At 59.3% G+C, this 20,060-nt stretch carries 19 protein-coding genes; 9 read left to right on the forward strand and 10 right to left on the reverse strand.

What is annotated here, in order from left to right; translation table 11 throughout:
• Positions 1-210: 210 nt before the first annotated feature.
• Positions 211-1,158: a porin gene (locus tag JHX88_RS00095; protein ID WP_176011373.1), complete on the forward strand. Its 948-nt coding sequence runs from the start codon at positions 211-213 to the stop codon at positions 1,156-1,158.
• 69 nt (positions 1,159-1,227) lie between these two features.
• The gene (locus JHX88_RS00100; protein ID WP_076522237.1) at positions 1,228-1,881 is read left to right on the forward strand and encodes a YggS family pyridoxal phosphate-dependent enzyme; all 654 of its coding nucleotides are present in this window, start codon (positions 1,228-1,230) and stop codon (positions 1,879-1,881) included.
• Here JHX88_RS00100 and JHX88_RS00105 read toward each other — a convergent pair.
• Entirely contained in the window at positions 1,872-2,402 is a 531-nt protein-coding gene (locus JHX88_RS00105) for a L,D-transpeptidase family protein (protein WP_076522238.1), read from the reverse strand. The two genes, JHX88_RS00100 and JHX88_RS00105, sit on opposite strands and share 10 nt — an antisense overlap.
• A complete protein-coding gene (gene ribA, locus JHX88_RS00110) occupies positions 2,399-3,457 on the reverse strand; it encodes a GTP cyclohydrolase II (RefSeq protein ID WP_076522239.1) in 1,059 nt (352 codons plus the stop codon). The genes JHX88_RS00105 and ribA overlap by 4 nt, the downstream gene beginning before the upstream one ends.
• Before the next feature lie 131 nt (positions 3,458-3,588).
• Between ribA and JHX88_RS00115 the strand changes: the two genes are divergently transcribed.
• A complete protein-coding gene (locus JHX88_RS00115) occupies positions 3,589-4,275 on the forward strand; it encodes a response regulator transcription factor (RefSeq protein WP_076522240.1) in 687 nt (228 codons plus the stop codon).
• Between the two features lie 233 nt (positions 4,276-4,508).
• Positions 4,509-4,688 carry a PLD nuclease N-terminal domain-containing protein gene (locus tag JHX88_RS00120; RefSeq protein WP_076522241.1) on the forward strand — a complete coding sequence of 60 codons (180 nt, stop codon included), beginning with the start codon at positions 4,509-4,511 and terminating at the stop codon, positions 4,686-4,688.
• 5 nt (positions 4,689-4,693) lie between these two features.
• Here the strand turns inward: JHX88_RS00120 and JHX88_RS22240 are convergent, their stop codons facing one another.
• Together JHX88_RS22240 and JHX88_RS00130 are read right to left on the reverse strand one after the other, a co-directional pair.
• Positions 4,694-5,023: a Smr/MutS family protein gene (locus tag JHX88_RS22240; RefSeq protein ID WP_336389917.1), complete on the reverse strand. Its 330-nt coding sequence runs from the start codon at positions 5,021-5,023 to the stop codon at positions 4,694-4,696.
• 262 nt (positions 5,024-5,285) lie between these two features.
• The gene (locus JHX88_RS00130; protein WP_076522243.1) at positions 5,286-5,942 is read right to left on the reverse strand and encodes a Tim44/TimA family putative adaptor protein; all 657 of its coding nucleotides are present in this window, start codon (positions 5,940-5,942) and stop codon (positions 5,286-5,288) included.
• Between the two features lie 110 nt (positions 5,943-6,052).
• Here JHX88_RS00130 and JHX88_RS00135 point away from each other — a divergent pair, with 110 nt between their 5' ends.
• The 3 genes from JHX88_RS00135 to JHX88_RS00145 are packed head-to-tail and all read left to right on the forward strand — an operon-like array spanning position 6,053 to position 7,810.
• The gene (locus JHX88_RS00135; RefSeq protein WP_076522244.1) at positions 6,053-6,583 is read left to right on the forward strand and encodes an FxsA family protein; all 531 of its coding nucleotides are present in this window, start codon (positions 6,053-6,055) and stop codon (positions 6,581-6,583) included.
• Positions 6,584-6,641: 58 nt separating this feature from the next.
• Complete coding sequence (secB, locus tag JHX88_RS00140; RefSeq protein ID WP_076522245.1) at positions 6,642-7,178, forward strand: protein-export chaperone SecB; 537 nt, start codon at positions 6,642-6,644, stop codon at positions 7,176-7,178.
• A 14-nt stretch (positions 7,179-7,192) separates the two neighbouring features.
• Positions 7,193-7,810, forward strand: coding sequence for an HD domain-containing protein (locus tag JHX88_RS00145; RefSeq protein WP_076522246.1), 618 nt, complete (start codon positions 7,193-7,195; stop codon positions 7,808-7,810).
• A 34-nt stretch (positions 7,811-7,844) separates the two neighbouring features.
• On the opposite strand, the gene JHX88_RS00150 is transcribed toward JHX88_RS00145, so the two are convergent.
• The 3 genes from JHX88_RS00150 to JHX88_RS00160 form a co-directional block, all read right to left on the reverse strand.
• A complete protein-coding gene (locus tag JHX88_RS00150; protein ID WP_076522247.1) occupies positions 7,845-8,156 on the reverse strand; it encodes an H-NS histone family protein in 312 nt (103 codons plus the stop codon).
• Between the two features lie 76 nt (positions 8,157-8,232).
• Entirely contained in the window at positions 8,233-8,787 is a 555-nt protein-coding gene (locus JHX88_RS00155; RefSeq protein ID WP_076522248.1) for an ActR/PrrA/RegA family redox response regulator transcription factor, read from the reverse strand.
• 62 nt (positions 8,788-8,849) lie between these two features.
• The gene (locus tag JHX88_RS00160) at positions 8,850-9,458 is read right to left on the reverse strand and encodes an SCO family protein (RefSeq protein WP_272848139.1); all 609 of its coding nucleotides are present in this window, start codon (positions 9,456-9,458) and stop codon (positions 8,850-8,852) included.
• Positions 9,459-9,568: 110 nt separating this feature from the next.
• Here JHX88_RS00160 and JHX88_RS00165 point away from each other — a divergent pair, with 110 nt between their 5' ends.
• Both JHX88_RS00165 and JHX88_RS00170 read left to right on the forward strand, forming a co-directional pair.
• On the forward strand, positions 9,569-10,882 hold the full coding sequence (locus JHX88_RS00165) for an ActS/PrrB/RegB family redox-sensitive histidine kinase (RefSeq protein WP_076522250.1): 1,314 nt from the start codon (positions 9,569-9,571) through the stop codon (positions 10,880-10,882).
• Between the two features lie 368 nt (positions 10,883-11,250).
• Positions 11,251-12,537, forward strand: coding sequence for a PAS-domain containing protein (locus JHX88_RS00170; protein WP_141225710.1), 1,287 nt, complete (start codon positions 11,251-11,253; stop codon positions 12,535-12,537).
• A gap of 39 nt (positions 12,538-12,576) precedes the next feature.
• Here the strand turns inward: JHX88_RS00170 and JHX88_RS00175 are convergent, their stop codons facing one another.
• The 3 genes from JHX88_RS00175 to JHX88_RS00185 form a co-directional block, all read right to left on the reverse strand.
• Entirely contained in the window at positions 12,577-17,058 is a 4,482-nt protein-coding gene (locus tag JHX88_RS00175) for a translocation/assembly module TamB domain-containing protein (RefSeq protein WP_076522252.1), read from the reverse strand.
• Complete coding sequence (locus tag JHX88_RS00180; protein ID WP_076522253.1) at positions 17,058-18,926, reverse strand: autotransporter assembly complex protein TamA; 1,869 nt, start codon at positions 18,924-18,926, stop codon at positions 17,058-17,060. Before JHX88_RS00180 ends, JHX88_RS00175 begins: the two co-directional genes overlap by 1 nt.
• A gap of 116 nt (positions 18,927-19,042) precedes the next feature.
• Positions 19,043-19,969 (reverse strand): glucokinase, encoded by a 927-nt coding sequence (locus JHX88_RS00185; RefSeq protein WP_076522254.1) that lies wholly within the window; start codon positions 19,967-19,969, stop codon positions 19,043-19,045.
• Positions 19,970-20,060: the final 91 nt, after the last annotated feature.

Here is a 20,060-nt window from a genome sequence, read left to right on the forward strand (position 1 = left end):
TGCGACAAGCGCCTTGGCAATGCCCGGATGGAGCCGCATTTACAAGATAGCCACGGCGCAACCGGAAAGTGTGGCGCAAGTGCATCACAAAAATCGCTAATCAGTGAGCGGAAACGGTGATTCCGTTGCATCGCGAATGTGAAAATAGGAAACACGATGCATACCCAAGGCGGTAATGCCGGTTTGGGCATCAGAGAGACAAGAGGGAACATGACCATGAAAAAGGCTCTTATCGCCTCCACCGCGCTAATCGCGACCGCCGGCTTCGCCGCCGCCGACGTGACCATCTCGGGCTACGGCCGGACCGGTGTTGTGTATCAAGAAAACTCTGGCAACGACAATGACACGACAGTCGTTTCGCGCCTGCGGATGAACATTGATGCATCGACCTCGACCGATCAGGGTCTCGAGTTCGGTGCCCGCTTCCGTCTGCAATGGGACCAGGGGGACGATAACACCGACTCGAACCCCGGCCTGCTGTATGTCACCGGCAGTGGTCTGACCGTCGAGGTTGGTAACGTTAATACCGCCATCGACAGCAGCAGCCTGATCTACGCAACCGAACTGAGCTATATGGATAACTCGGTCGGCTTCAGCGGTGTGCTTCCTGCTTTCTACGCCTACGCCGCGAAAGACTATGGTGGCGACAACAACCGCATGGGTGTGGCAGCGGAATATGTATTCGACACTCTGACCGTCCGGGGCTCTTACATCACCGCGGATCAAGTCAATGATCTACCGGTCGGCACCGAGGAAGAATTCGGCCTGCTGGCTGAATATGTCTGGAATGATCGTCTGGAATTGTCGGGTGCAGCAACCTGGAACGGCGAGGGCATTGAGGACAACGACATCTTCTTCATCGGTGCCCGTTATGCGGTTATGGATAATGCTCGCATCGGCCTGAACTATGTCTCTTCGGAAGACTGGATGAAGGGTGACACCATTGCCATCTATGGCGACTACACGCTGGCCGATGGTCGGACCAACATCGAAGCCTATGTCGCCAATAATGACCAGGATTACTTCGGCAAGGAAACCGACAACGCATTCGGTGTTGGTGTGAACTACGATCTGGGTGGCGCACGTCTGGGCGGTTCGATCCAGCGCGACTATGATGAAAATGTCCGCGCCGACATGGGTCTCCGCTTCGACTTCTGATCGAAACAAACACCACTGTTTTAAAGAGCGGGCCTTGCGCCCGCTCTTTTCTTTTTGTTTTGTCGCATCATGGAACTGGATGACATCAAGCGCCGCATTGCCGCGGCTGAACAGGCCGCCGGGCGCGAACCCGGTTCGGTGACGTTGATCGCCGTCAGCAAGGTGCAGCCCGCCGAGCGGGTCGAGGCCGTGCTGAACGCGGGGCAGCGCATTTTCGGCGAGAATTACGTGCAGGAGGCGCAGGGAAAATGGCCCGATTGGCGCGGTCGTTTCGATGGTGTCTCGGTGCACATGATCGGCCCGCTGCAGTCGAACAAGGCAAAACCCGCCGTGCAGCTTTTCGATGCCATCCATACGTTGGATCGCCTTTCGCTGGCTCGCAAGTTGGCCGCGCAGATTGCCGATCAGGGAAAAAGCCCGCAGCTATTCGTTCAGGTCAATACCGGGAACGAGCCGCAAAAGGCCGGAGTGTTGTCAGATGATTTGCTAGGATTCCTGGCCTCATGCCGGGAACTTGGGCTGTTCCCGCAAGGGCTGATGTGCATTCCGCCGGAAGACGAGGATCCGGTTCCGCATTTCCGTTTGCTCCGGCAATTGGCCAAAGAAAGCGATGTCGAGTTGCTGTCCATGGGCATGAGCGCGGATTTCGAGGCGGCGATCGCCGAAGGCGCGACCCATGTCCGTGTCGGATCGGCCATTTTCGGAGCCCGGGATTACGGCTGACGCACTCTCTGGGCACCGGGAAGCGAGGCTGGAACAATCAGACGCGTGCCGGGGGTGGCGTGCCGGGCGATCCAGATGAGGTGAGGGCGCGCGAAGGCGATACAGCCTTCGGTGCCAAAGCGAGGGCGGCGCCATTGATGCAAGAAGATGGCGGAACCCCATCCGGGGATTGCCTCGGGCGAGTTCCAGTCGGTAGTCAGAATCAGGTCGTATAACGGATCCGGGCGGCGCAGGCATTCGTGGCTGGCAGTCAGCGGAACGCGGGCATGATGATTATAGACCGGATGGCCGGGATCGTCGCACCACAAATCGCCGGGGCCGATGGGGCGTGCCCAGGGGGCGGGGCGCGCAAGCCGGTCCGGGCGATACCAGAGGCCGGTAATCCGGTGCATGCCTGAAGGTGTGGCCTTGTCGCCCTCGTGCTTGTCCATGGTCACGCCGGTCTTGCCGATGCTGCATGGAAAAACACGCCCGAGAAAACGGATTCCCTGCGGCGTCAGGACCAGGTCCTGCGGGCTCATAGCAGATGTCCCGATTTCCGGGCCTTGGTGTCCAGATAACCGGTGTTGAAGCGATTGCGGGGCGTGATCAGCGCCACCCGTTCAGCGACGCTGATGCCCTGACCTTCCAGCATCTCGACCTTGCGTGGGTTGTTGGTCATCAGGCGCACCGTATCGAAACCCAAGCGACGCAGCAGCGCCGCTCCGATGCGGAAGTCGCGTTCGTCATCCTCGAAGCCCAACCGATGATTTGCCTCGACCGTATCGAAGCCCTGATTCTGCAGGTCATAAGCGCGCATCTTGTTGGCAAGCCCGATCCCGCGCCCTTCCTGGTTGAGGTAAAGAAGCACACCCGCTCCTGCCTGCCCCATCGCCGTTAGCGCAGATTGCAGTTGTGGACCGCAATCGCATTTCAGGCTGCCAAGCACATCGCCGGTGAAGCAGGCGGAGTGCAGCCGGGTCAGAACCGGCGCATCGCGAGGCGGGTCGCCGATTTCGATGGCGTAGTGCTCTGTGCTGCCATCATCCGGACGGAATATATGAAGGCGCGACCGCTCCGCCGCCAATAAAGGCAGCCGGGCAGAGGCGACAGGCGCCATCGCGGCCTCTCCCGCCAATTGCGCCAGCAACGGTCCCGCGGCAAGAACCGTCAGGCCGGGCTGTGCCTCTGCGGGGACCATCAGCATCGCGGGCAAGAGCTGTGCCGATTTGGCCAGCGCGAGCGCCGCCTGATGGGGCTGAACCTCTCCGCCGCGTTGCGTGAGCAGGGGGCCTTTCATCGGGGTCATCAGGTCGCCCGCTGGATCGGCCAATGCCCTGAGCCAGCGCAAATCACCATCTTTCGGCACCTGAACCCGTGCGAGACCGTCGTCATAGACGCGGGCCTTGAGGGTCTCGGCCCTGCGGCCAGTCAGCGCCAGAATATTCTGACCCAAGGCGTGCATGTCGGCCAGCCGCTCTGCCGACAGCGTTTCAACCGCCGCGACAAGGTAGCTGCCAATCACGACCGGCAACCCCATACGCAGATCTGCGCGGGCGCGGGAGATGGTCTCGGTCAGGGTCGGTATCAGGCTCATGGCGGGCTATTTTGAAACATTCTGAAACATAGTGCCTTTTTCCGACAACTCCATGTGAGAATTCTGACATGAAGCTGGACGGATCGAGGGCTTACCCCCACTCCTTTGCGCAATGACGCAAAGGAGGCAACATGCCTGGACTGAAAAAAATTTTGCTGGTCGATGACGAAGAAGATCTGCGCGAGGCGTTGGCAGAACAATTGGCGGCGACCGATGACTTTGAAGTGATCGAGGCCGGAACCGGCTCCGAGGCGGTCGAAGCGACGAAGAACGCCATCTATGATCTGGTGATTCTCGATGTGGGCCTGCCCGACACCGATGGTCGCGAACTGTGCAAGAAGCTGCGCAAGCTGAATGTCAAATGCCCTGTCGTCATGCTGACCGGCCACGACACGGATGCCGATACGATCCTTGGGCTGGATGCGGGGGCCAATGATTACGTGACTAAGCCCTTCAAGTTCCCGGTTCTGCTGGCTCGTCTGCGCGCCCAGCTTCGCACGCATGAACAATCCGAGGACGCGATTTTCCAGCTTGGACCCTATACCTTCAAGCCGGCGATGAAGATGCTGATCGATCAGAAGGAGCGCAAGATCCGGCTGACCGAGAAGGAAACCAATATCCTCAAGTTTCTCTATCGCGCACAGGACGGCGTTGTGCCGCGCGACATCCTGTTGCACGAGGTGTGGGGATATAATGCGGGCGTGACGACGCATACGCTCGAGACCCATATCTATCGCCTGCGCCAGAAGATAGAGCCCGATCCCTCGAATGCCCGGCTGCTGGTGACTGAATCCGGAGGCTATCGCCTGATCGCCTGATATGGATATCCCAAGCCTCGACGGCGAGGCTGTACCCGTGGCAGGATGATTGGAACCGAATTGGTGATGACGCGTTTTGCCGCTGAAGCCCAGTGGTCGGTGGATGCGGCCATACCCCTCTCTCTGATGCCCCGGTACCCTGTGTGCCGGGGTTTCGTGTTGCAGACAGGAGTTTCGGGAACCCAATCGGCCTGCAGGGTGTTGCCCTATCAGGTCAAGCGGGAGTCTTTGAAATGGACTATATCTTCGGGATTGTCATCTTCGTGCTGGATGTCTGGGCGATTGCGCAGGTCATCAATACGAATGAACCGATGAGCAAGAAGATCCTGTGGATCGCGATCATTGTGATACTGCCGATTCTGGGGCTGATCATCTGGTATTTCATGGGGCCAAAATCGAACGTCTCTCTCTAGGACGTTCATTTTCGCAAATAGACGTAGTAGGCGCCTTCGCCGCCATGCCGGTAATGCGCAGCGGTGACTTGCTGAACCACCCCGGTCAGGGGCATTCGGTGTAGCCAATGCGGCACCTGGTGCCGAAGTGCTCCGGGGCGCGTGGGCAAGGGGCCGTGCTCGCCGCGGCCCTTGCCTGTTATGACCAGAACCAGACGCAGTCCATTCGCGTGGCAGGACAGGATAAAGCGGACCAGTTCCGGCTGAGCCGCCGCCAAGGTCATCCCATGCAAATCCAGACGAGCTTCCGGGCGCAGCCTGCCCTGTATCATGCGTTTATAGATCTTGTGATCCATGCGCAGCGAAGATTCCGCCAGCCTTTCGGCCGGGTCGGGTGCCTTGCTATGCGTGGTTTTGGAAGGGGAGTCAGCGAATTGTCCGATGCGAAATCGTGGCAAAGCGGGCGGCTTCGCTTCAGGTTTCGTGCCGGGTTTGGCTATTGATTTTGGCAGGGGATCTATGGTTTTCCCGGATGGATGCAGGGCTTCGGTGGTGCGAGTGACGCGGGACCATAGTTCCCGTTCCTCGGGCGTCAGCCCCCTGCGCCGCCGTACCATGTCAGCCAGTCGCGACGAGCTGCCAGTTCGGGTCGTCCTGTCCCATGCCGCGGCTGAAGGTCCAGACATCCCGCTGTTTGCGCGAAGCCTTGGGATCACCCTCTACAACATTGTCTGCGGCATCGCGGGTCGCCACGATCAATTCGGCCACGAACTGAACCGAAACCTCGGCCGTTCCTGTCTGGTTGTCGAACTCGGCGGAAGAAATTGTCGTTCCATGTGTTCCGAGATACTGCGCTTCGACCGTTTGTCCCTGCGCATTGCGAGAGTCGATGACCGATTGGAATGCATCTGCGACCTCGTCGGCGAGGAACGGGCGTATTTCAGAGATATCGCCTCGTTCGAATGCCAGAAGGATCATCTCATGTGCGGACTTTGCGCCGGTCAGGAAGTCGCCGACACTGAAGGACGGTTCCGCTCGTTTCATGGCGGTCAGCGCATCCGCGGCGGGACTGTCGGGCTCGACATGATCGATTATGTCGTGATCGACTTCATTCGCACTGCCATCGATCACCTCGAAGTTCCGGCGGTCTGTCTGGGGAGGTTCCGACTTGGTCGGCTCAAATCCGTCGCGCGTGCCCAGCACGTTGCGAAGCCGCAAAATCAGGAAAATCGCGATCGCGGCCAGAACAAGCAGCTGGATCATCGGATTTGACATTCAAGGAACCTCAATTCTGTACGCATCGGTTTGTATCTTCAGACTCCTTCATTATGTAGGGACTAGGCCGGGGCAAGTCCAGTTGCCGCCTCGGCAGGAAAGGGAATCATATGTGGTTATTCGGGCTTTTCCTTGCTGTACCGATCATCGAGATCGCGCTGTTCATACAGGTTGGCGGCCTGATCGGTCTATGGCCGACCCTGGGCATCGTCGTGCTGACCGCCGTTGTGGGGACGACACTCATGCGCAGTCAGGGTGCTCAGGCGTGGAACGAAGTGAACCGAAGCTTCGCCGAGCTACGTGATCCCACCCGCCCGCTGGCGCATGGTGTCATGATCCTCATTGCGGGCATGCTGTTGCTAACCCCGGGTTTTTTCACCGACACGGTCGGCTTGCTGCTGTTGATCCCCGGCATACGCGAGTTGGTCATGAGCAAACTTGCCAGCCGAATTCACGTCGCGCATGTAGGTACCAGGAGTGGACAGAGGCCACGGGAACCGCATCGCCCACCTTATGGTGACGGCGTGATTGATGGTGATTACGTGGTGGAAGAGGAGCCTCGGCAAAATGTGCCCGTCCCGCCCGATGTTTCGCCTTCGAATGATAAAAAGCGTGGTCATTCGGGCTGGACTCAGCATTGAGGCGGATCAATCCGCCTGCTAGATACTTGGTTGCGTTCGAATAGAGAGGTTTACAAATATGGCCGATGAAAGCCAGCAGAATGGCTCCGCCCAAGCGGGACAAACCCAACAGCAGCAGGTGCGGATGCAGATCCTGGCGCAATATATCCGCGATCTGTCTTTCGAGAATGCGGTAGCCCAAAAAGGTGCGCCAACGGGTGACGTACAACCCGAGATAAGCGTGCAGGTGAGTTTGGATGCCCGTAAGCGCGGAACAGAACATCAATATGAAGTGATCTCGAAATTCCGTGTGACATCGAAAAACAAGGAAGATGGACAGACTTTGTTCCTTGCCGAGCTCGATTACGGCGGCGTGTTCCATATCGAAGGCGTTCCCGAAGATCAGTTGCATCCTTTCCTGATGATTGAATGCCCGCGGATGCTGTTTCCCTTCGTGCGCCGCATCATTTCGGATCTGACGCGAGATGGTGGCTTCCCGCCGTTCAACATGGACCCGGTGGATTTCGTTGCGCTGTATCGTCAGGAATTGGCACGACGCGCGGAACAGAAGAAGTCGGATCAACAGGCCGTTGCAGACGGTCCGGAAACGTCCTGACGGTTGAGGGGGCGATGCCTGCAAAGCAACGGCGCGCCTGGCAGCGGATGCTGTCCGGGCGTCGACTTGATCTTCTCGATCCCACACCGGTCGATATAGAGATCGAAGACATCGCGCATGGTCTTGCCTTTGTTGCGCGGTGGAATGGCCAGACGCGTGGCGATTGGCCCTATTCCGTAGCCGAACATTCACTGCTGGTTGAACATATCTTCCAACGCTTGAACCCCGACGCCGAACCCGTCTGGCGGTTGGCTGCGCTGCTGCATGATGCGCCGGAATATGTCATAGGCGACATGATTTCTCCGGTGAAGGCGGCGTTGGGGCAGGAATACGGCGCGATGGATGAGAGACTGACGGTAGCAATCCATCGCCGTTTTGGATTGCCGATCGAAATACCAGTTTCGATCAAGAAACGCATAAAGTCAGCCGATCGTATATCCGCTCGGCTCGAAGCCATTCAAATTGCCGGTTTTACATCGGGAGAGGCGAAACGGCTGTTTCCAATATCGAACGAGCAGATTCTAGGTGACCTGGAAATAAAAATTCGTCCGCCAGCAGAAGTGCGAACAGATTTTTCATCCAGAGTTTCCCAGCTTCTTCACGGTATTGATCGCGCGAAGCGGGTGAAATAAAAAGCGGTTGCGACGCCGCAACCGCTTTTTATAATCAAATTAACAGATCATCCAGGGATTTTCCGTTTTCCAAGGCTTCCAGGACCCAACGTGGTTTGCGGCCGCGACCGGTCCAGGTCAATGTCGGGTCGTCCGGATTGACGTATTTCGGAGCAACGGTGCCCGCACGCTTTGGTTTGCTGCCCGTCAACTCGGCCAAGTTGAAGCCATGTTCACGTGCAGCATTTTCAACAGCTGTCAGTGCTTCCCGACGTTTACGATCTTCATAGGAATTGATGGCTCGCTCCAATTTCGCTTGCAGATCGCGCAACTCTTTTAACGACAGCTTATCGAACTCAATGTCCATTTTCGTTGTTTCCACGCAATTAACTCTAACGCTTCACGTATTATACTATCATGGTTCCTAGAATCTAATTTATTTATTATCTGGGTCCGCGCTTGGCAAGAATTCGCTGCAATGTCCTTCGATGCATATGCAGGCGGCGAGCAGTTTCACTTACATTTCGATCACATTGCTCGAAAACACGCTGAATATGTTCCCATCTAATTCTATCGGCAGACATCAGATTATTAGGCGGGGGCGGTAAGGATTCCTTCGTGGAAAGCAGGGCAGAGGTTATGTCATTTGCATCTGCAGGCTTCGCCAGATAGTCGGTTGCACCCATTTTCACAGCAGCAACGGCTGTCGCTATGGCTCCATAGCCGGTCAAAACGATAATTCGGGCATCGGGACGACGTTCGCGCAGTTGATCAACGACATCCAACCCGTGACCATCCTCCAGTCTAAGATCGACCACGGCATAGGCGGGCGGTGCGTCGGCAATTATTTGCTCGGCATCGGCGACGCTAAGGGCGGTCCTTGGCCTGAAGCCACGCTTCTCCATCGCGCGGCCAAGCCGGTTCACGAAAATTTCATCGTCATCGACCAATAGCAGAGAGGGGTCCGGCCCGATTTTGTCCGAGTTGCTGTCCGACATGCATTGCCTTTGATCGAAGCGAATAGGCCCGGCCGAGTCGGGCACTATTCTAAGAACCCCATTTATGTCGTGGCGTCAATAAAGCAAGCTGTGCGATCGGCCAAGGTCTCAGGGGGTTCGTCACGCGCGAAGAATTCGACGGTCTCGTTGCCTGGCATGACGAGATAGGTATTCGTCATGTGATCGACCAAATAATACTCGTCATCTTCCTCATCGTTCAGCTTGAAGTAGTTGCGCCAGCCCTTGTTGACTGCCGCTATTTCTCCCTCGCTGCCGGTCAGTCCGATCATTTCATCCGAGAAAGCATCGGTGAAATCCGCCAATACCTCCGGCGTGTCGCGGCGAGGATCAACGGTAATGAAGACGGTTTGCAAATCCATGCCGCGGTCTTTCAGGATTTCCGCGGTCTCCGCATTCCGTGCGCTGTCGAGTGGGCAGACATCGGGGCAGAAAGTATAGCCGAAATAAAGCAGCGAGGGCTTCGAGAAAACATCCTGATCGGTAACCCGATCCCCATCCTGGTTGGTAAGCGTGAACGAGGTGCCAAAGCTGTCCATGCCGCCCGCAACGGTGCTGGTGCTGCATTGCGCGTAAACATCTTCATTTTTCCCAAGGGTCAGATAAGCCGCGCCCGCAACCAGAACAACAATTGCGATGGCGGTTCCCGCCATAAGGATCTTGCGGTCTGCCATTTATCTGCTCCGATTCAGATTGATCCACACATTGATTGCTTATCCAGTGGACAGTATCAAGGCGCGCATTGTCGCAGCGGAGACATTCCATGACGCAGGCCGAACCAATCAACATCGTGGAGAAAATTCCCCAGGCAGAGCCAATTCGAATGCGGACCTTGGCATTGCTGCGCTGGTTTGCAATTGCGGGCCAATTGACCGCGGTGATCACGGCGTCGAGCATGGGGATGGAGTTTCCCATGTTTCCGGCGTTGCTGTTGATTGCCATTGCCGGAGGCATGAATCTCTGGCTTTTCCTGCAGGCCCCGGCACGAAACTCTCCGAATAGTGTCGTGTTTCAGTTGCTCTTCGACGTGGCGCAAATCTCGGCGTTGTTGGGTTTGACCGGCGGTATGGCTAACCCTTTTGCCCTTCTCGTGCTCGCGCCAGTGACGATTGCCGCGACTGCGTTGAACGCTCGGCATACTTTTTCATTAGGGGTCGCGACCGTTGCGCTGATCACTTTATCGGCATTGATGGCCATTCCGGTGTATTATCCCGATGGAAGCGCCATAGAGCCTGATCCGTTGCTGAATATCGGGCACTGGCTGGCCCTGGTCATCGGGGTGTTCTTTTTCTCGGGCTATGCTCACCGTGTCACGGTCGAGCTGTCGGCAACATCGAATGCATTGTTTGCCACACAGATGGCATTGGCGCGAGAGCAGCGCTTGCAGCATCTGGGCGGTGTGGTTGCCGCTGCCGCGCATGAGATGGGAACACCTCTGGCAACCATCAAGCTAATTACCTCTGAGTTGATTGATGAACTCGACAATCGTCCCGAACTTGCGGACGACCTGACGAATTTGCGCGACTCGGCCGACCGATGCGCACATATCCTGCGCAGCATGGGGCGGGCGGGAAAGGATGACTTGCTACTGCATTCCGCCCCGCTCCGCACCATTTTGGAGGATGCTGTTGGTCCGCATGCCGACCGTGGACCTTCGTTGGACATACATGCAACGAACATCAACATTCGCCGGGACCCGGCCGTCATCCATGCGTTGCGCAACCTGATTCAGAATGCGGTGGATTTCGCGAACAAGCATGTCGTGATCGAAGCGACGCATGACGATCACGTGCTTTCCGTCTCTATCCGGGATGACGGTCCTGGATATCCGCCCAGCCTCCTCGCCCGGATAGGTGATCCTTTTCTCACCAGTCGCCGAACCGGGGCGCAGCGAGAAGGCTATGAGGGAATGGGGTTGGGCCTTTTCATCGCCAAGACGTTGTTGGAACGGTCTGGTGCGCATCTGCATTTTTCGAACGGTGGACCGGGAGCGGTCGTCAATGTCGAATGGCCGCTTGACCGGTTGCGTATTGATGAGCGTGCTGCGCTAGGCGAAAATCCACACCTGCAAAGCTGACACTTGATTCTTTACCTTCTTTCGACGTAATTCATCTACAGGTTGAGTTGCGTTTTTGAAGGGGTTCATGCGTGGATACCTACATCATATGGATTGCCGAACTGGCCCTGGTTACTGGGACCTTGTCGGTCATATTCGCGGTGGCGCTGATACGGTTCTGGGACCGTAAGAACGGATTATTCTTCGGAAAGCGCCGGGATCATCGTGAATCCAACCATTTTACAACGATATTCTTATTCAAAAACAAAAGATTGATTGATGCGACGCCATCAGCCCACAGCTTGCTTAGCCACAGATGCGCGCAGGGGAACGAGTGGCAAGGTTTGCAGGCTTGGATTGGGTCCCGCTTCCCGGCTGCAATCGAGAAGATGGGAAATCCAGATCGTCCGAACCGAATCGAATTGACCGGAAGCAATACGACGGACAGTGCCGAAATTCGTCTTTTGGTTGAAGAGCTGGGACGGGATCTGACGCGGATAACATTGTCGGATATGCGCCCTGACAGATCGGGTATCAGCGTTGATGCATTGTCACATCACGCCATGGTGGAAGAGCTGGAATTGTTGCGGCATGCGCTTGATAACACGCCGACAATGATTTGGCGGCAGGATGCTCGGGATCGTGTCACCTGGGCGAATGCGGCATATATAAAGCGCGCAGAGACGGTCACTTCACTTGGCTGGCCGCTGCCGCGATTGCTGGACTTGCCGGAAACGGGGGCGGAAACAGAGGCGGAGTTTTCCCGCGCAAAGCTGGAAATCGACGGCCACACCTTCTGGTTCGATTGCTACAGCCATGAATACGGGGAGGAGAGAATATTCTTCGCCTTGCCTGCGGATGCCGCAGTGCGGGCAGAGCGGATTCTGCGTGAATTCGTTCAGACCCTGACCAAGACTTTTGCGGCACTGCATGTTGGTTTGGCGATCTTTGATCGCCAACGAAATCTGCAGTTATTCAATCCGGCGTTGATCGAACTGACCGGTTTGCCTGTCGAGATATTGGCCGCCCGTCCGAGATTGGCTGATTTCCTTGACCAATTGCGAGAGCGTCGCATGGTGCCCGAGCCCAAGGATTACCGCAGCTGGCGAAAGCGGATCAGCAATCTCGAAGCGGCTGCTGCGAGCGGTCATCATGTCGAGGAATGGTCGCTTCCCGGCGGGCAGACCCATCGGGTTACGGGCTGCCCACATCCCGACGGCGCCGTGGCTTTCCTGTTCGAGGACATCACGTCGGAAATCTCGATGACGCGGGAATTCCGCACCGAGCTTATGTTGTGCAAAACCGTTCTGGACGGGCTGGACGACGCATTGGCCGTATTCGGACCAGGCGGACGGCTCGTATTGTCCAATCAGGCGTACCGCGATCTCTGGGGTGACCGGGCCGCTACGGTGCTTGACGCTATCGAAGGATGGCAGACCCTGATCAGGGTTGGACCGGGCTTTGATGCCCTGTGTGAACGATTGCTGACTGCGGATGATGGGGGAGCACGCAGCAACGGTGCGATATCCGGGCCGGAGGGGCGGCTGATCGGCTGGAGCGTTTCACAGATCAGCGGCGGGCAGAGGATGCTACGATTCCGTATGAATGAGGCGGTAAAGGCAGCCCCGCCGAAACTCGCAGATGACCCGCTACCCAATGCCATCGGTGTCTATTGAAGACACCCGTCCAGAGGATGTAACCGGACGAGAATCCGCTCAGTAATCACGCTCGAAATAGACGCCGATCGTGCTCTCACCATCGCTGGCGACCGAGCCGCGTGCGCGAAGTGTCTCCGAGATATCCAGATTCAGGTTGAGGGTGCTCTTGCCGCCATCATCGACAGAAACATCGGTATAGACATTGTCGGTCAGGTATTTCCCGGCCCTGACCTGCACATTGCCCTCATCATCCGTTGCCAGGTCCAGATCGTCGAGTCCGACCTGGTTGCGTAGGCGCCCGACGATGCCGTCACCGGCCCGCCCTGCCAGAACGGCAATCGCATTCGCAAGCTGGGCGGCCTGCAGAGGGCTGATATTGTCCAGTCCGCGCCCGAACAAAAGCTGCGACAGAACCTCTTCCTCGGGCATCTCGGGAGAGGACTCGAAAGTAATGTCGGGGTCGCGCGCTTCACCGTCTATGATGATCCGGGTGGTTACCCCATCTTCCGAGGTCTCGGCAACCAGCCTGATGACTGGCACCAGGCTGCCCTGCATCTCGACCAGACCTTCGGTCAGCGTGAAACGCTTGCCCAGCAGATCGACACGGCCACGGATCAGTTCCAGGTGACCGATGGGGATGACATTCCGCGTTGTTCCCGTCACGCGCAAATCCCCACCCATCTCGGCATCGACGCCGCGCCCGCGGATGAATATCTGGTTCGGCGCACTGATGAACAGGTCCAGCCGGGGTGGATTCGCTGGCGGAGTCGCCGGCGGACCACCCAACCCGGCCTCGCGCGATGCGGCGCTGCCGAATGGCTCAAGCCCCGCTTTTGCCCGTGTCGAGCGGGGCGGGCGCGTGTCGCCGACATGCTTGATATCGGGGATCGACTTGGCCCCGCCCAGCCCGGTCGAGGGAATGCGGATCTCTGTCCGGCCCACGTCGATCCGGCCCGAGATCAGCGGGCCATCGGCATTGCGGCCAGCCATCCGGACATTGCCCGAAAGGGTGATCTCGTAGAGATTAGGATCGCGCGCCACGACATTGTCCAATGTCACGCCGATATCCAGCGTTCCGTCGCGTAGATCGACCGGACCGCTGACCGCGATTCTTCCGCCCGCCGCGACGTTACCGGCACCATCGACCTGGATACGCCCATTCTGCAGATCGGCGGTCACGTCTAGCCCCTCGATGCGAATCCCCAGGCCGGGCTCGGCGACATCGCCGCCCTGCAACTGGACACGCCCGCTGACTGCTTCCAGCGAGGGCGGCCCACTCACCCGCAGGTCAAGCGTAACCGGCCCTTCGATGCTGCGTGTCCGGATGGTGCTATTCGCGATCGAGGCATCGGTGCTGCCCGTGATGCCGATATCGGTGGTGGAAAAATCCCGCGCGGCCGAGCCTGCGATCTGCAGCTGTGTAGTGCCCGGCGCGGTGACGCCCAGATCGACGATGAAGCTCTCGGCGGTTTCGCGCATCGTGCCCTGCAGCTCGACCGGACCGGGAAAGCCCGGTTGGATCAACGCCAGATCGTTCAGTCTCGCATCGATATTCAGCGCCTCGGCGGGATTGCCGCTTGCGCCGATCCGAAGCTGCGGATTGCTGACGTCCAGCCGTTGCAATGAAATCCCGGCTTCCGATTGCGTTGCGGCAAGATCAAAACTGGTTTGCCCGCGCAACACCGGATCTACCTTTGCCTGTCCGATAGACAGGCTATTCGCGCGACCGTTCGCCGAAATCCGGCGAAGCCTGTCCTCTTCGACCAGTTGCGCCTCGGCGTCCACCGAACCGCTGATGCCGTTCCCCAGAAAACTCAGGTCGCCCGCATTCAGTGCGGCAGCAATATCCGTCACACCCTTGCCGACCTTGCCCGAGGCGCTTGCGTTCAGCCGCGGGTTCTCGATCTGCGCCTGATCGATCTCGAAGATCCCGTCGCGTTCGGTCCCGGTGATCTTCAGCCGGGTCTCACCTGCCAGCGCATTATCCACCTGCGCCTGTCCGAAAGCGAGGTCGCGGCCGATCCCGTTGACCTCGACCTGCCGGGCGCCGTCATCCGCTTCACGCAGACTGGCATCGGCGCTCAACGAGCCATGCCATCCGGCAAGCAGCGGTGTAAGCGACGAAATATCGAGCTTGGCGGAAAGATCCGTAACCCCCTCTCCATAAATGCCTGTCGCAGTGGCGTTGATCTGGTCATTCGTCAATTGCGCGTCACGCAGGGTGATGACACCGGATTTTTCCTCGGCCTTCACTTGCAGATCGGTCGTGCCCATCGATGCCGAATCCGCGCCTTGCTGACCGAAACCCAGGTTCTCGCTCTTGCCGGTCAGATCGATGAAACGGGTACCATCGGCTTCGGTCAACTCGGCCGTGGCATCCAGATCGCCGGACCAGTCGGGCTGGATCACAGACAGGTCGGGGATCGAGAAATTCGCCGTTGCATCCAATGCTTCCCGGATGAAATCCCCTTCGGCCTCTGCCCTGAGCTGCGGATTGGCCAGCTGGAAATTCTTGATTACATAGCCATTCTCGACCTCGCCAGCCAAGAGCGTCAGGTTGGTGCGCCCCTGCAGGGCACGATCAAGCGTATCGATGCCGATCTTCAGATCCTCCGCATCGCCGCTAAGCGAAAGCTGGCGTTCGCCCTCGGCTCCGTTCAGCTTGGCTTCGGCCTCTAGCGAACCCGCATAGCCAGACCCGATATCCGCAAGCGAGGGCATCGAGATCTGCGCCGTGACGTCGCTGGAATTGCTGTTCAGATAGCCCCGTGCTTCGGCGGTCAGCCGCTGCGCGTTGACCGAAAAGTTGCGTAGGTCGATCCCCGTCTCGTCCCGGCGGGCTCCCAGGACGATTTGGGATTGCCCCGCAAGCAGGCTGTCCAATTGTTCCTGATCGACCGAGATGTCGTTGCCCTCGACCCTCGCATCGATATCGAAAGCCTTGGTCAGGATCGTGTAATAGCCGGAAATCGAGGCATCCGCCCGGCCTGACATCGGGCGTCCAGCCAGAGTCGAGAGCCGCTCCAGATCCTGGTAGCGGGCCTCCATATCCAGCGACAGCAGCAGCCCGCCGGTCAGGTCGGACAGAAGGCTATAGCCCGACAGGCCGTAATCGGCGCCATGCACTGCAAGTTCACTGACCTCAAGCTGACCGCGGCCATAGGTGAACACTGCGTCGCCCGTAATGGCTTCGCCCACCGCTTGCGCGAGCCCGGCATCCTCGAATTCCATTTGCCGGGCGCCGAAATCCAGTGCGCCGGTGATCTCGGACAGGGCATTGGCCTCATCGAGCACCACCTGCCCGGCACCGTCCAATGTCAGCCGGCCAATCTTGGCGCTGCCCTGATCTAGCTGGCCGACATATCCCTCGAGCGTCCAGCCTTCGCCTTCGGCGGCGTCATATTGCAGTTCGAGCCGGCCGGATTCGACCGTGGAATCGTCGCCTCCGCCCGGTAGCTTGACCGGCACCTCGCTTGCGCCGGCATCCCTGCCAAGCGTCATCAGCAGCACTGCGCTTTGCGGAGCGCCCTGCGGATTGGTGGCGACCGAGCCGGACACGTTCAGCGCTGCGGTATCGATCATCAGCACTGGCACGTTCAGGCGACCATCGTCACCGCGCCATCCCTCGGCCAAAAGCTGTGTGTTCGGGCCAAAGAATGTACGGTCATCGGGTGGAAGCAGCGAGGCGATGTCACCGCCCAGTTCCAGGCGAAAGGCCCGGCCCGGCGCGCCGTCTTCCGAGGCTTCGGCGGTCAAGGACGCACGCCCGGTCACGCGCGGCTGGCCGCTTGTCGCCAAGCGAAGATCGGCGGTGAACCCGTCCAGCGGCCCCTCGCCGCTGATCTGCGCCGAGACCGAAGGCTTGTCGTAAAGGTCGATCAGGTTGACCAACAGGCCATCGGCAGCCTCGTCCAGCGAGAGGTTCAGGCTCAGCACCTTGGTTTCATTGACATAGCCCGAGCTGAGGACGAATGCGCCGCGTGGACCGTCCAACCGGTTGATGGTCAGGTCCGCCTTACCCTCACCGCCCGCAAGACTCATGCTGCCCGCCAGCGATATCGACGCGGGCAGGCCGATCACCGGCTCGCCCAGTTCGACCCGGTCTGCCTCGATCTTGTCGATATTGACCGATACCGGCAATTCGGGCAGCGCAAACTCCTTGGCCTCCGCCTGCGGCTTTTCCTCGCCCCCCGTACCGGGCAAACGCGGCAGCAGGATTTCCGAGGCCGAAAGCTCGGCGATCTCGACCCTGCCGCGCAGCAGTGCCGACCTGTTCCACTGGATCGCCCCTTCCTTCAGCGTCAGCCAGGTGCCGTCATCATCGGCGATGGTGATCTGTTCAAAGGTCGCGCGCGAGGACAGCGCCCCCTCGAACCCCGATATGATGACCTGCCGACCCGCCCCGGACAGGTTGTTCTCCAGCAATCCGGTCAGAAAGCCGCGGTCGTCCTCTTCCTGTTCCGAAAGCTCGGCGACGCTTTGCGCCAGCACCGCGAGCGGAAAGAGAAAGGCGAAGAAGAGGATGAATATCTTGCGCATCAGAATGCCTGCCCGAGGCCGAGATAAAGTTGCACGCCATTGCCGGTATCGCCCCCGGTCGGGCCCGCGACGTCGAACCGCAACGGCCCGATCGGGGTGTCGTAGCGGATGCCCACACCGGCACCCGAGTGCCAATCGCTATTGCCGCCGAAACCGCTTTCGGTCCAGACCTTGCCGTAATCGGCAAATAGCACCAGCCCGATCTTCTCGCGGACCTGCCAGCGCAATTCCGCGTTCAGGTTCGCGACGCTCATCCCACCGGTCTTGATCGTTCCGTCGGGGCCGGAAATCTCGCGCACGCCGAGGGATTCATAGGGCTGGCCGCGCACGGTCCCGCCGCCACCAGAAAAGAACAGGTAGTCGCGCGGCGTCCGCTCGATCTCGGTTCCCGCGATCGTGCCAAGCCGGGCGCGGCCCGCGAAGGTGAACCTGTCATCCTCTCCGACAGAGCGGAATGCCCGCATCTCGCCAAGCGCCCTGACACCCGACCCGGTATCGCCGAACCCCTTGAAGGGCCTCGCCTCGCCGGACAGGTAAAAGCCGCGCTTGGCGTTGTTAGGCTCGTCGCGCCTGTCCCATGTCGCCCCCACCGGGAAGGAGAGCACCTTGAAATCCGTGCGGCCATTGGCATCCGTGACCCGTGAAACCTCGTATTCCACGGCGATATCGGCGGTCAGCTTGTCGCTCTCCTCGTCGCGGAAGATGTGGTTGAAGCCCAGGGTGACGCTGATATTGTCGGAATCGTATTCCTCTTCGCGCATCCGTTCGAGCTTGGTCTCGACATAGGCGGTGGTGTCCGGGGTGATCGTGGCGGGGCGGCCGATGCGAAAGGTCAGTTCCTCGTCGCGGCCGCTGGTATCCGAACCGATATCCGAAACCTTGGCATCTATCCGCAGTCTCTCTCCGCCGCCCAGAAGGTTGCGGTGCATCCAGTAGGCCGACACCATGGCGCCATCGGTATTCGACAATTCGAAGCCCGCACCGATCCGCCGGGGCTTCTGCTCGACCACGGCGAGGCTGACATCCATCGAATTGTCTGGCGCCAGCAGATCGGCCTCCTCCAGCGTCATGGCCGAAAAGACCCCGGTGCGGCGCAGGCGCTTGCGGACGGTCTCCAGCTTTTCCGGGTCGAATCGCTCTCCTGTGGGGAAGCCCGCGATCTTGCGCAGCCGCCGCGGATTCATACGCTCATAGCCCGAGATATGCAGATCGCCAAAGGTGACCACCGGGCCGGGAGCAAGCTCGACCCGGCTGTCCACGCTGTTCTGATTGTGATCCGCCACGATCTCCTGCCCGCTGACATCGGCCTTGGCATGGCCGTATTCACGCCAGCCATCGACGCCCGACAGGGCCTCGGACTTGATCACGCCCGTCCCGGCTGTCTCGCCCCGCCGGTAATCGTCAGAGGCTTGTCTGCCGGGCGCCAGGGGGCCGATGGCGGCGCGCGAGAATTTGAACGCGGGGCCGGGATCGACCGAAACCACCACGGAGCGTACCACTTCCGGCGCGTCGAGCGGCGCGATCTCGGCCGCCTCAACCCCGTCCAGCGTGATATCGATGACCGCCGAATAATGACCCATGTCGTAAAGCGCGCCCAGGATACGGGCGTAATCGGCGCGGGCAGCGGCCAGCAGATCCTGCCCGCTGATACGGTCCTCGGCAAGCGCGCCCGACAAGAGCGAGGTGTTGCGAATGGCCTTCTCGATATCGTCCTCATCCTCGGTGACACGAAAATCGAGCGAAACCGGACCATCATCGGTCTTGCCGCCGAACAGCCCCGAGAACGGAGAGGATGACTGGGCAAGCGCCATGCCGCAAAACCCCAAAGCCGAGCCTGCGACAAGCATGGCTTTCAGATATCCCCGCATCTTCACGCTCCGCCCCTGTTCCTTACCGCAATATGAACAGCTATAGACGTGAAGATCCAGCAATTGGCCATCGCTTTTTTGTCAACTGGACCATCGGATCAGTCACGGCAGGATCCTTACGATAGCGCCGCGAGGCATCCATGCAGTGCCGCCATGTCGTCTAGGATCAGGAAAATGGGCGTGTTTTCAGGGATATGGCGCATATAGGATTCGGCCAGGAAAGCCGGTTCGAAGCGGTCCATGCGATCAGCGATGCTTCGCCCGACGCTTCCTGCAAGGAAAAGTCCCTCCAGTGGCATGAAGCGCAGGGTCAGTTCCCGGCAAAGCAGGCCGACCAGTTCCGTGAACAGGTCATATGTCGCCACCGCCTCGGCATCGCCACGTCCGGCGGCTTCGGCGATGGCCTCGCTGCGGATGGGATCGGTTCCGGTGCGCATCGCATGCAGTCGTGACAGCCCACGCCCCGCAAAGGTTTCCTCGGTCGAGAAGAACGCCTCCGCGCCGTCGCGCCCCAGCAGATCAACCAGCCGCTGATAGATATTGGCTGGCAGCTGGGTGTGGCCTTCCTCGGCCTCCATCGCCATCACTGCGCCGCCGGGCAGGGCGCGAACGGCGCAGACATTGAATCCGGTGCCCAGCCCGACCACCAGGGCCTGACCGTTGCGGGCGCGATCCTCGGGCGCGTTGCGAAGCACGGACAGCCCGTCTCCGCGCAGGGCAGGGGTTGCATGGCCCAGGGCGGTCAGGTCGTTGATCAGCCGCACCTGGTCGGCATCGGTCAGCCGTGCCAGCCGGTCCTCGGAGAAATCCCAGTCACGATTGGTCAGCGAGGCCCTCCCGCCGCTGACCGGTCCGGCGACCGCGACGCAGACCGAGGATATATGGGGATTGTCCTGTTCCTGCAGGAACTGCCGCACGACATCGTCGAAGCTTTGATAATCGTCGCCGCGAAACCGCGTCACCGTCTCACTGTCGATCGCCCCATTGCGCGCGACCGCCAGCCGCGCATTGGTGCCCCCGACATCTCCCAGCAGCATTGCCATCGAACCAATCTCCCGGATCAACCCTCTCGCCGATCATCTTTAAGGGAGTTGTCCCGCGCTGGCGAGGGGGGATTGATAGCGGAAACATCCT

Origin of the sequence: Paracoccus saliphilus (assembly GCF_028553805.1) — a bacterium.
Taxonomy (GTDB): Bacteria; Pseudomonadota; Alphaproteobacteria; order Rhodobacterales; family Rhodobacteraceae; genus Paracoccus; species Paracoccus saliphilus.

Excerpts from the sequence above, each read along its gene's own strand:
- JHX88_RS00095 (WP_176011373.1), top strand. The coding sequence starts at position 211 with ATGACCATGAAAAAGGCTCTTATCGCCTCCACCGCGCTAATCGCGACC.
- JHX88_RS00100 (WP_076522237.1), top strand. The coding sequence starts at position 1,228 with ATGGAACTGGATGACATCAAGCGCCGCATTGCCGCGGCTGAACAGGCC.
- JHX88_RS00105 (WP_076522238.1), bottom strand. The coding sequence starts at position 2,402 with ATGAGCCCGCAGGACCTGGTCCTGACGCCGCAGGGAATCCGTTTTCTC.
- ribA (WP_076522239.1), bottom strand. The coding sequence starts at position 3,457 with ATGAGCCTGATACCGACCCTGACCGAGACCATCTCCCGCGCCCGCGCA.
- JHX88_RS00115 (WP_076522240.1), top strand. The coding sequence starts at position 3,589 with ATGCCTGGACTGAAAAAAATTTTGCTGGTCGATGACGAAGAAGATCTG.
- JHX88_RS00120 (WP_076522241.1), top strand. The coding sequence starts at position 4,509 with ATGGACTATATCTTCGGGATTGTCATCTTCGTGCTGGATGTCTGGGCG.
- JHX88_RS22240 (WP_336389917.1), bottom strand. The coding sequence starts at position 5,023 with ATGGATCACAAGATCTATAAACGCATGATACAGGGCAGGCTGCGCCCG.
- JHX88_RS00130 (WP_076522243.1), bottom strand. The coding sequence starts at position 5,942 with ATGTCAAATCCGATGATCCAGCTGCTTGTTCTGGCCGCGATCGCGATT.
- JHX88_RS00135 (WP_076522244.1), top strand. The coding sequence starts at position 6,053 with ATGTGGTTATTCGGGCTTTTCCTTGCTGTACCGATCATCGAGATCGCG.
- secB (WP_076522245.1), top strand. The coding sequence starts at position 6,642 with ATGGCCGATGAAAGCCAGCAGAATGGCTCCGCCCAAGCGGGACAAACC.
- JHX88_RS00145 (WP_076522246.1), top strand. The coding sequence starts at position 7,193 with ATGCCTGCAAAGCAACGGCGCGCCTGGCAGCGGATGCTGTCCGGGCGT.
- JHX88_RS00150 (WP_076522247.1), bottom strand. The coding sequence starts at position 8,156 with ATGGACATTGAGTTCGATAAGCTGTCGTTAAAAGAGTTGCGCGATCTG.
- JHX88_RS00155 (WP_076522248.1), bottom strand. The coding sequence starts at position 8,787 with ATGTCGGACAGCAACTCGGACAAAATCGGGCCGGACCCCTCTCTGCTA.
- JHX88_RS00160 (WP_272848139.1), bottom strand. The coding sequence starts at position 9,458 with ATGGCGGGAACCGCCATCGCAATTGTTGTTCTGGTTGCGGGCGCGGCT.
- JHX88_RS00165 (WP_076522250.1), top strand. The coding sequence starts at position 9,569 with ATGACGCAGGCCGAACCAATCAACATCGTGGAGAAAATTCCCCAGGCA.
- JHX88_RS00170 (WP_141225710.1), top strand. The coding sequence starts at position 11,251 with ATGGGAAATCCAGATCGTCCGAACCGAATCGAATTGACCGGAAGCAAT.
- JHX88_RS00175 (WP_076522252.1), bottom strand. The coding sequence starts at position 17,058 with ATGCGCAAGATATTCATCCTCTTCTTCGCCTTTCTCTTTCCGCTCGCG.
- JHX88_RS00180 (WP_076522253.1), bottom strand. The coding sequence starts at position 18,926 with ATGCGGGGATATCTGAAAGCCATGCTTGTCGCAGGCTCGGCTTTGGGG.
- JHX88_RS00185 (WP_076522254.1), bottom strand. The coding sequence starts at position 19,969 with ATGGCAATGCTGCTGGGAGATGTCGGGGGCACCAATGCGCGGCTGGCG.